We start from the raw sequence: 8,153 nt of genomic DNA, 5'->3' as shown, positions 1-8,153 counted from the left end.
TATTCCAAAAGGGTCCCTTCCTCCCCCGCCATATCTACTCTTCCCACAGCCCGGACAGCACCTCAGCCGTGCGGGCCAGCAATTCTTCCGTATGACGGGCGGTGAGGCCGAAGCGCAGCAGGGCCTGACCGCGCGGCACGGTGGGCCAGCGGGCGCCCAGCACCAGCACGCCTTCCCCGGCCAGACGCGAGGCCAGACGGCGGCAGCGCGTCTCGTCGCCTACGGGCACGGACAAGATGTGCGCGTCGCCCATGACCGGCAGCCCCCGTCCCGTAAGGGCCTGACGGAAAAAGGCCACCCGCGCGGCCAGTGTGCGCCGTCGTTCCTCAAGACGCGGCAGCTCCTCCACCAGCGCCAGCATGCAGGCCGCATGGGCGGGCGGCAGGGCCGTGCTGTGCATGATGACCGAGGCCAGATGCTCGAACAGGGGAGTGAATCCCCGGGGCAGCAACAGGAAAGCGCCCCACAGGCCCAGCGATTTGCCCAGCGTGCCCACCACCAGATCGGCCGGGGCCCGGCCACCATCCCGCAGGGCCTGCGCAGCGCACAGGCCGCGTCCGCCGGGGCCCAGGGCACCCAGCGCGTGGGCTTCGTCCACACAAAGGAAAAATCCGTACCGGCGGCGCAGGGCCGCCATACGCTCCAGATCCAGGGCCGCGCCGTCCATGCTGTACAGGGACTCGGCCATGACCACGGGCTGCGGCGCGTCCGGCGGCAGGGAGGACAGCAGGCGCTCCAGATGGTCATAATCCAGATGGCTCCAGGCGCGGATGCGCGCCCCGGCCAGCGGCAGGGCCCGCATGACGCTGGCATGGCAACGCCGGTCCACGAAGGCCTCCTGCCCCTGCTGGAGCAAGGTGGTCACACAGGCCAGATTGGCCTGATAGCCGCTGGGCAGAAAAAGGCATTCCGCAAAGCCGAAGTAGTCGGCCACGGCCCGGCAGGCCCGGTCCACCACGTCGCTGCGGCCCCCGGCCAGACGAGACGCCGACGCCGACGGCGCATGGGCGGCAAAGCAGGCGGCCACCCGCGCCTGCCAGTGCGCATCCGCGGCCAGGCCCAGACCGTCATTGCTCATGAAGGAAATGTATTCCCGGCCATCCCGGTGCAACAGCGGCCCGGCGGCTCCCCCGGCCATGGCGGCGCTGTCGCGGGCAAGACCCAGACGGGCATCGGCGCGCAGGCGGTCATTCAGACAGTCATAAAGGCTTCGGCGTTGTGGGACAGACATCGGTACAGCTCCCTGTAGCGGCTCTCCAGCAGTTCACGGGAAAAAGAGGCATCATAGGGCACCAGGCCCACGCGCAGTTCCAGCTCCAGAGGCGGCAGGGGGCCCTCAGGCCCGCAAAGCCCCCGCACGCACACCAGCGAGGCCGCCACACTGCCGCCCTGAGCCGTCACTCGCACATCCAGCCGTGCCGTACCGGACAGGGGCCCCGCAGGCCACGGGGCGCGCTCCACGGACAGCAGGAAGGCATGGCAGGAAAAATCCCGTGCCACCCGCTGCTGCAGGGCGGCCGCCTGCGCGGCGGCCTCCAGCACCTGCCAGAAAGGCACGCCCTCACAACGGCGCCAGGCCGTGAGCCCCGGCGGGGCATCCATGGCCCGGGCCGCATCCAGCAAGACGAAGGGCGACGGCGCATCCAGAAAGAAATCCGTGCTCATGGACGCAGATCCACGGCAAGGGCGGCGTTCTGGCCACCGAAGCCGAAATTCTCCAGCAGGCCGCGGGAGGACGGGAAAGGACGGGGCTCCCGCACGAAGTCGAGACGGGCAGAACAGGGCCGTTCCAGATGGCGCACGGGCGGCATCCTGCCGTCACGCCAGGCGGCCAGCGCACAACACAGCTCCAGCGCCCCGCAGGCCGAGGAACCGTGCCCCAGCCAGGATTTGAAGGCCATGACGGCCGGGCCGCCGGGGACATCGGCCAGCAGGCGTTCCCACAGCAGGCTCTCGGCCTGATCGTTGAGCTGCGTGCCCGTGCCGTGGGCCGAAAGCCAGCCCAGACCGGCGGCATCGAGGCCCGCCTCTTCCAGAGCGCCCCGCACGGCCAGCTCGGCCCAGGTGCCCCGGGCTTCGGGCGCGGTCAGGCTCTCCGCATCCACGGACGCCCCGTAGCCCAGGATCTCCGCATGGACATGGGCGCCCCGGGCCTGCGCCGAAGACAGACTCTCCAGCACGAAGGCCGCGCCGCCCTCACCGGGCACGAAGCCGTCCCGGCCCATGTCGAAGGGACGCGGGCCCGCACCGGGCGCACACAGGCTGAGGGCGCGGGCCTTGTGATAGCCCAGCAGGCCGCCCAGCGAAAGACGGCTGTCCCCGGCCGCGACCAGCACGGCATCGGCCAGGCCGAAACGTATGCGCCGCCAGCCTTCGCCCAGGGCCTGCAAGGCCGATGCGCAGGCCGCGTTGACGGTCAGGGCCTCACCATGGCAGCGGGCAAAACGGGCCAGCGCCCCGGCGGCGGTATTGGGCAGCCAGCGCAGCAGCCAGAGCGCGCCCAGCGTCGCGGTATCCTGCGGGGGCAGGCCCGGCTCGCCGGTGACGTCCAGCATGGGCCCCACGGCCGCGATGATCTGCGAGCGTACGGGCAGGCCCGCCTCCAGCCCGGCATCACGCAGGGCACGCAGGCCCGAAAGGACGGCCATCCGGCTGCCCCGGTTCAGGTAATGGCGGTGCCGCCAGCTTTCGAACTGCTGCCGGGCCTCGTCCTGGCCCCAGTCTTCCGCCGGGCAGACGGAAAGCCCTTCCAGCGCGCCGGAGGCACGGAAGGCGTCACGGCCCTCGCGCAGGCTGCGGGCCACGCCGTCCAGATCATGGCCCAGCGCCGTGCAGCAGCCGACACCGCTGATGACGACCCGCTCAGGCACGGCCATCAGGCATCCTGCCGTGTGGCCGCAAGGGCCTGTTCCACCCAGTGGGCGATGTCGCCCAGGGTCAGGGGCGATTGCAGGGCCATGCCGTCGGCATCCGTATAATAGGCGGCCAGCTGCTGCCGCCGCGCCTCGTCCAGATGGCCGTAATGCTCGCGCAAAAAGGCGGCCGCATCTGGGGCGCTGGCCAGCTGGTAACGCAGGGAACGCAGGAAGGCGCGCTCTTCGTCCACAAAGATATGGAAGGTGGCGCCCAGCTGCACGCCCACTTCCAGCAGGTCGATGGATTCACAGGGCAGATCCTGCATGAGCAGGGTATCGTCGCTCAGGGTCGCGGCATCGCGCTCGAACAGATGGGCCACGATCTCGCGCACCTTGAGGCTGATCTCGTCGTATCGCATCACAGCTCCGGGAGTTTGAGGGCCCCGAGGCCCCCGTCAAGAGTCACCACGCTGCCGTTGATGGCCGCGGCCTCCGCCGACAGCAAAAAGCACAGGCCCGGCAGCACGTCATCCGGGCCAAGGCAGCGCCCGGCGGGCATGGCACGGGCCACCTGCCCGTGGCGGGAAAGGAATTCGTGTCCGCGTCCGGCATCCAGCCAGCTCAGGCGGACGGAACAGGCGCTGAGGCCGCGTCCGGCCAGCTCCACGCCGAGGCTGCGGTACAGGCCCTCACCGGCCAGCTTGGCCGCGGCGTACCAGCCCTGCCCGGGCGACGGCCGTTGGGCGGCACTGGACGAGACGAAGACACAACGGCCGAAACGGCGGGCCAGCATGGCCCGGCTCACGGCACGCAGGCAGCGGGCCCGCAGGGCGATGTCATCATCCGCCCAGCGTTCTATGGCCTCGGGCGGCGCCATGGCCACCAGCTGTTCGAAACGGGAGTGCAGCAGATCCGCCAGATGCCCCACCGGCCGGCCCAGCAGGGCCTCGCAACGGGCGGGCAGGGTCTCGGGATCGGCAAGGACAAGGGCGGGCAGGCCGTCCTGCGCACAGCGGGCGCAGCCTGTGTCGTCACGGCAGACACAGCAGACCTGCGCCCCTTCGGCGCGCAAGGCCAGTGCCAGAGCACGGCCCAGCTCGCTGCTGCCGCCAAGGATGAGGACAGAACCATGGAACGTCAATCGCATGGCCGCATAGTGAAAAAAAAGCGGCCCGGGCGCAAGGGCCCTGCCGCATACGGCCTGCGCCGGGCCATGGACAGATCCGGACAAGGCCTGAAAATGCGCCGGGCATGGGGCCGTCGAGCTCTCGACAAAAGCGGGAGACCGGGGCCGCGCGCATGCGTTGCGCACCGCACGCCCCGCCATGACCGGAAGGAATGTTTTTGCGGGGAGACGGGAGAGCCGGAGGACGAAAAAAAAGGCGCTTTTCCCAAAGCGTCCTTCATCCCCTTCGGCAAGATCCCCTTGAAGATATGGCTGCCTTCCTCTCACTCCAGAGAGAACACGGCTTCGGCCAGACAGGCATCGCCGTGCAGCAGACGGCAACGGACCTCCGACGGCAGGGCGTCGCCCCTGTCTCCAGGCTCCATGCGGCACAGCAGATCGCTGTCGGGCAGGACGAAATGACGGAAACGCGCACGGCGCACGGCGCAGACCCGGCGGGACGGGAAGGCCTCTTCCACGGCACGGCGCATGGCTTCCAAAAGGCAGGAACCGGGCACGCGGGGCGCGCCGGGGAAATGGTCGGCCAGCAACGACGCGTGGCCGGGAAAGCGCAGCACAGCCTCCAGGGGCGGCATCATTCGCCCCAGAGCAGGTGCAGAGGCCCGGCCGGAGCCAGTTTTTCCAGCGGGATGAAGACGCGCTGCGTCCCGGCGGCCCAAGGGGCCACCTGATAGGGCTGGAAGTAGACACGCACCCCGCCGGGCACCAGGGCCAGCGCGGAAAAATTGTCCGCCAGAGGCTCGGTACCGTCGTGGATCATGCTGTCCACCCGGCCGCCGCCCAGACGGGTGGCAAGTTCCTTGCGGGACACGGCGGACATGATCTCCAGGGCCTTGTCCACGTTCTCGAAGATGTCCACCAGCCCCAGGCGCTGGCCGGAAAGCAGGCTGTAAGTCAGCGGGATCACGTCCAGGTTGCCGTGCGCGCCGCCGGTGTAGGTCCAGATCTCGAAGACGATGCTCAGGGCATTGGCCGAGGGACGCGTCAGGGTATAGGAGCCCATGAGTTCGCAGGGCGGCAGTTCCTGTTCCTGCCATTCCAGGGCCAGCGGCGCCAGCTCGGCCTCGAAGGTCGAGGCGATGCGCTCTACCCAGCCGGCCACGTCGCGGTCCACGTCCTTGCGGCCCAGCATGGGATAGGTGACGGTGATGTCCGGCTTGCCCGGGCGGGAAACGCGGCGCAGGTTGCAATCCGTGACGGAGATGGGGGCAAGGGCGGGCTCGGGGCGGGAGTCGGCCAGCATGGTGCCGTGCCCGTGCGCGGCGCCGGCCGTGGGGCACAGGTCAGGAGACAGCGCAAAGCACGACAGCAGGGCCGCCAGCGCGACCATGCGAGCGGACCGGCAACAGGATCCCGACAGGTGACGGAGATTCCCAGAGCTGAACATCATACCCCCCAGACGACGGAAAAAGAGATCGCGACATGGCGCCGCAAGCTGCTTGTAGAGGGCTCCCGCGGCCCTGTCAAGCCTTGCGGGAGCAAATAAAAGGCCGGTCTCCCGACCCTGCGCGGACAGGGGGAAGACCGGCCGTACGGAACCTTTCCTCCGGAAGGAGGGAAGGGCCTAATGATGCACGATATCCCGGACCTTGACGTGGAAGCCGTAGCGCAGCTCGGCCACCAGACGCCAGTGGCGCAGCAGGAGCAGACCCGCCAGGATCAGGTACGTCCAGGCATAGAAATTGTGCAGGCGCAGCGGGTCATGGGCCAGGCCCAGCATGGCTTCCAGCTGCACGTCATAGAAGGGCGAGAACAGCTGGGCCAGGAAGAACACCAGCAGGGCCGCCGCCTCGCGCAGGCCCAGGCGCAGGTCCAGCAGCAGGGCCACGGCAAAGATGGACTGGCCGGCCGTGAGGAAGATTTCCTGGAACTGGTGCGGGTCCAGGTTGATGGGCGTGGTGCCGCCGGAAGACACGGCATAGACACCGGGGATCATGCCCACCAGCAGGGTCCACTGGTTGAGCTTGGAGGACAGCAGGCTGCCCAGGGCCAGACCGGCGTTGCCGCGGAAGGCGAACATCAGGGCCACGATGAATTCCGGCGCTTCGGAAGCGATGGGCGCCAGCCACTGCACCAGCAGGAACTCGTTGATGCCCAGGATCTTGCCGCTGGCCACCAGGCTTTCGCTGAAGGGCTCGGCATTGAACAGGATCACCAGGGCCGCGAACAGGAACAGGCCGGCCACGGCACGCATGCGGGCGGGACGCGAGAGCCTGGCCAGGGTGGCCGCCGGGCCTTCGGGCTCTTCTTCCTCACAGGGACGGCGGGCGATGATGCACATGTAGCCCACATAGATGCCCAGGAAGACCACGCCGTCGAACAGGGTCAGGGAGCCCTTGAGCGGGATCAGCAGGGCGTAGAGGGTGGCCATGCCCAGGAAGAGGATGTCGGTGCGTTTTTCTTCGTGCAGGGCCACATAATTGTGGAAGCGGCCCGCGAAGATCAGCACGATGGCCGTCCAGCCGATACCGATGAGCAGCCGGTTGGCGCCCGTCATATTGGCGATGGCGTAATGCGAATAGGCGCTTTCGGGATGCTGGCCCGCCATCCAGGTGAAGTACATGTCCACGGCGTATTCGGGCAGCACGGCGATGAAGGCCACCACGGCCACGGCCACGGCCTGGGGGATGTCGAGCTGGGCCACTTCGCAGGCCCAGGTCAGCAGGAAGGACGCGCCCAGGATGGCCAGGCCGGCCAGTACGGCCACCAGCATGGGGGAAACGTCCGCAGGGGCAAGGCGCAGGGCCAGGCCCGGCAAGGTCATGAGGATAGCCAGAAGGTAGGGACGCAGGTCGCGCAAAGACATGACGGTCTCCTTGGCGGGGTTTGGGTTTTACACAAAAAAAAAGACCTTGGCTGCATGCAGTCATGCGGCCAAGGTCTCACTAGTCGGCAGGGCCAACGGCAGCACCAGACGATATGTCAGGCTGTTGATGCTGCCAGGGTCTCAAGGACCCAGTTACTCCCCTTAGGTGCGGACAAAATAGTTGCTCTCTCTCCGCCTGTCAAGCCTGAATCCGCCTTTTCCGCCCCGTGGCCGTTCCCCGGATTGCAGGGCAGATGCCTCTCTGCTATGAGTAGCGTCATGAACATCATCTGCCCTCAATGCGGTTTCAGCCGTCCTTTCCCTCCCGATCGCGCTCCGGCGCATTCGGTGATCGCCACCTGCCCCCAGTGTTCCTGCCGCTTCCGCTTCCATCCCCAGGATGGCAGCAGCGAGCAGCTCTCGCCCGTCCGCAGCGAAGCCGCCCCGGCGGCCAGCGACCTGCCCCCCGGTGCCATCATCCCCGGCATGGGGGATGACGGGGAAGGCGGGGCCCACAGCCGCCGCGAAGATCCCCGCGAGGAGATCCCTCCCTTCCGGCCCCGTGACCGGCAGGAAGAGCCCGCGCCCCAGGCAGACGACGAGCCCCTTGAAGACGACTTCCGGGATGAAGACGATGACGACCGGCCCGGCCTGCCTTCCGGCAATCCCTGGGACGTGGCGCCCGCGCCTTCGGGCTGGATGGTGGCCTTTTACCGCACGGCCACGCGCATCATGTTCGGTGCGCCCGCGTTCTTCAGCTGCCTGCGTCCGCACCGCCGCTCCCTGCGCGCCCTGAGCTTTTACCTGATCGTCAGCGTCATCCTTTCCGTGGTGCAGCTGCTCTGGATGCGCGGCATGACCTCCATGCTCGTGGACGGCGGCATGGACCCGCAGATGCAGCAGATGATGGCCAGCACCCTGGCCATCCATGAGAGCATGCCCCTGTTCGTGCTCAAGCAGGTGGCCTTCGTGACCCTGCAGCTGTACGTGCAAAGCGCCCTGCTCTATCTCATGTACCGGCTCATCCTGCGCGACAAGCCGGAATTCGACCTGATCTTCCAGGTCAGCGCCTATGGTTCGGCGCCCATGCTGCTGTGCGTCATCCCGGTGCTGGGTGCGCTTACCGGTCTGGTCTGGAGCCTGGCCTGCACCCTGGTAGGCTACAAGACCGTGCTGCGTCTGGACTGGAGCCAGACCTTGCTGGGCTATGCGCCCGTCTTCCTGCTGGAGATGTTCCTGCTCCTGCAGGTGATGCAGATGCTCTAGGCCCCGTACCGCCCTGATCTTTCCGGCCCGCCGCTGCTGT

At 68.0% G+C, this 8,153-nt stretch carries 9 protein-coding genes; 1 reads left to right on the top strand and 8 read right to left on the bottom strand.

Annotation, left to right across the window (positions count from 1 at the left end; translation table 11 throughout):
• Nucleotides 1-34 precede the first annotated feature (34 nt).
• The 8 genes from DESPIG_RS10030 to DESPIG_RS10000 form a co-directional block, all read right to left on the bottom strand.
• Nucleotides 35-1,231 carry an aminotransferase class I/II-fold pyridoxal phosphate-dependent enzyme gene (locus DESPIG_RS10030; RefSeq protein ID WP_040369808.1) on the bottom strand — a complete coding sequence of 399 codons (1,197 nt, stop codon included), beginning with the start codon at nucleotides 1,229-1,231 and terminating at the stop codon, nucleotides 35-37.
• Nucleotides 1,192-1,665, bottom strand: coding sequence for a hypothetical protein (locus tag DESPIG_RS13330; RefSeq protein WP_006008206.1), 474 nt, complete (start codon nucleotides 1,663-1,665; stop codon nucleotides 1,192-1,194). The genes DESPIG_RS10030 and DESPIG_RS13330 overlap by 40 nt, the downstream gene beginning before the upstream one ends.
• Entirely contained in the window at nucleotides 1,662-2,876 is a 1,215-nt protein-coding gene (locus DESPIG_RS10025; protein ID WP_006008204.1) for a beta-ketoacyl-[acyl-carrier-protein] synthase family protein, read from the bottom strand. Before DESPIG_RS10025 ends, DESPIG_RS13330 begins: the two co-directional genes overlap by 4 nt.
• Entirely contained in the window at nucleotides 2,876-3,274 is a 399-nt protein-coding gene (locus tag DESPIG_RS10020; protein ID WP_006008202.1) for an acyl carrier protein, read from the bottom strand. Before DESPIG_RS10020 ends, DESPIG_RS10025 begins: the two co-directional genes overlap by 1 nt.
• Nucleotides 3,274-4,002, bottom strand: coding sequence for an SDR family NAD(P)-dependent oxidoreductase (locus DESPIG_RS10015; protein WP_006008200.1), 729 nt, complete (start codon nucleotides 4,000-4,002; stop codon nucleotides 3,274-3,276). The genes DESPIG_RS10020 and DESPIG_RS10015 overlap by 1 nt, the downstream gene beginning before the upstream one ends.
• Nucleotides 4,003-4,304: 302 nt before the next feature.
• Nucleotides 4,305-4,598: an ApeI family dehydratase gene (locus tag DESPIG_RS10010; protein WP_147589017.1), complete on the bottom strand. Its 294-nt coding sequence runs from the start codon at nucleotides 4,596-4,598 to the stop codon at nucleotides 4,305-4,307.
• A gap of 17 nt (nucleotides 4,599-4,615) precedes the next feature.
• Nucleotides 4,616-5,371 (bottom strand): DUF3298 and DUF4163 domain-containing protein, encoded by a 756-nt coding sequence (locus DESPIG_RS10005; RefSeq protein WP_006008195.1) that lies wholly within the window; start codon nucleotides 5,369-5,371, stop codon nucleotides 4,616-4,618.
• Nucleotides 5,372-5,605: 234 nt separating this feature from the next.
• On the bottom strand, nucleotides 5,606-6,847 hold the full coding sequence (locus tag DESPIG_RS10000; RefSeq protein WP_006008192.1) for a sodium/hydrogen exchanger: 1,242 nt from the start codon (nucleotides 6,845-6,847) through the stop codon (nucleotides 5,606-5,608).
• Nucleotides 6,848-7,126: 279 nt separating this feature from the next.
• Here DESPIG_RS10000 and DESPIG_RS09995 point away from each other — a divergent pair, with 279 nt between their 5' ends.
• A complete protein-coding gene (locus DESPIG_RS09995) occupies nucleotides 7,127-8,113 on the top strand; it encodes a YIP1 family protein (RefSeq protein ID WP_040369807.1) in 987 nt (328 codons plus the stop codon).
• The last annotated feature ends 40 nt before the right edge of the window (nucleotides 8,114-8,153 follow it).

Origin of the sequence: Desulfovibrio piger ATCC 29098, assembly GCF_000156375.1 — a bacterium.
GTDB classification, from domain to species: Bacteria; Desulfobacterota; Desulfovibrionia; order Desulfovibrionales; family Desulfovibrionaceae; genus Desulfovibrio; species Desulfovibrio piger.
Note: the sequence above shows the minus strand (reverse complement) of the source record. Positions and strands in the feature narration are given on the sequence as shown.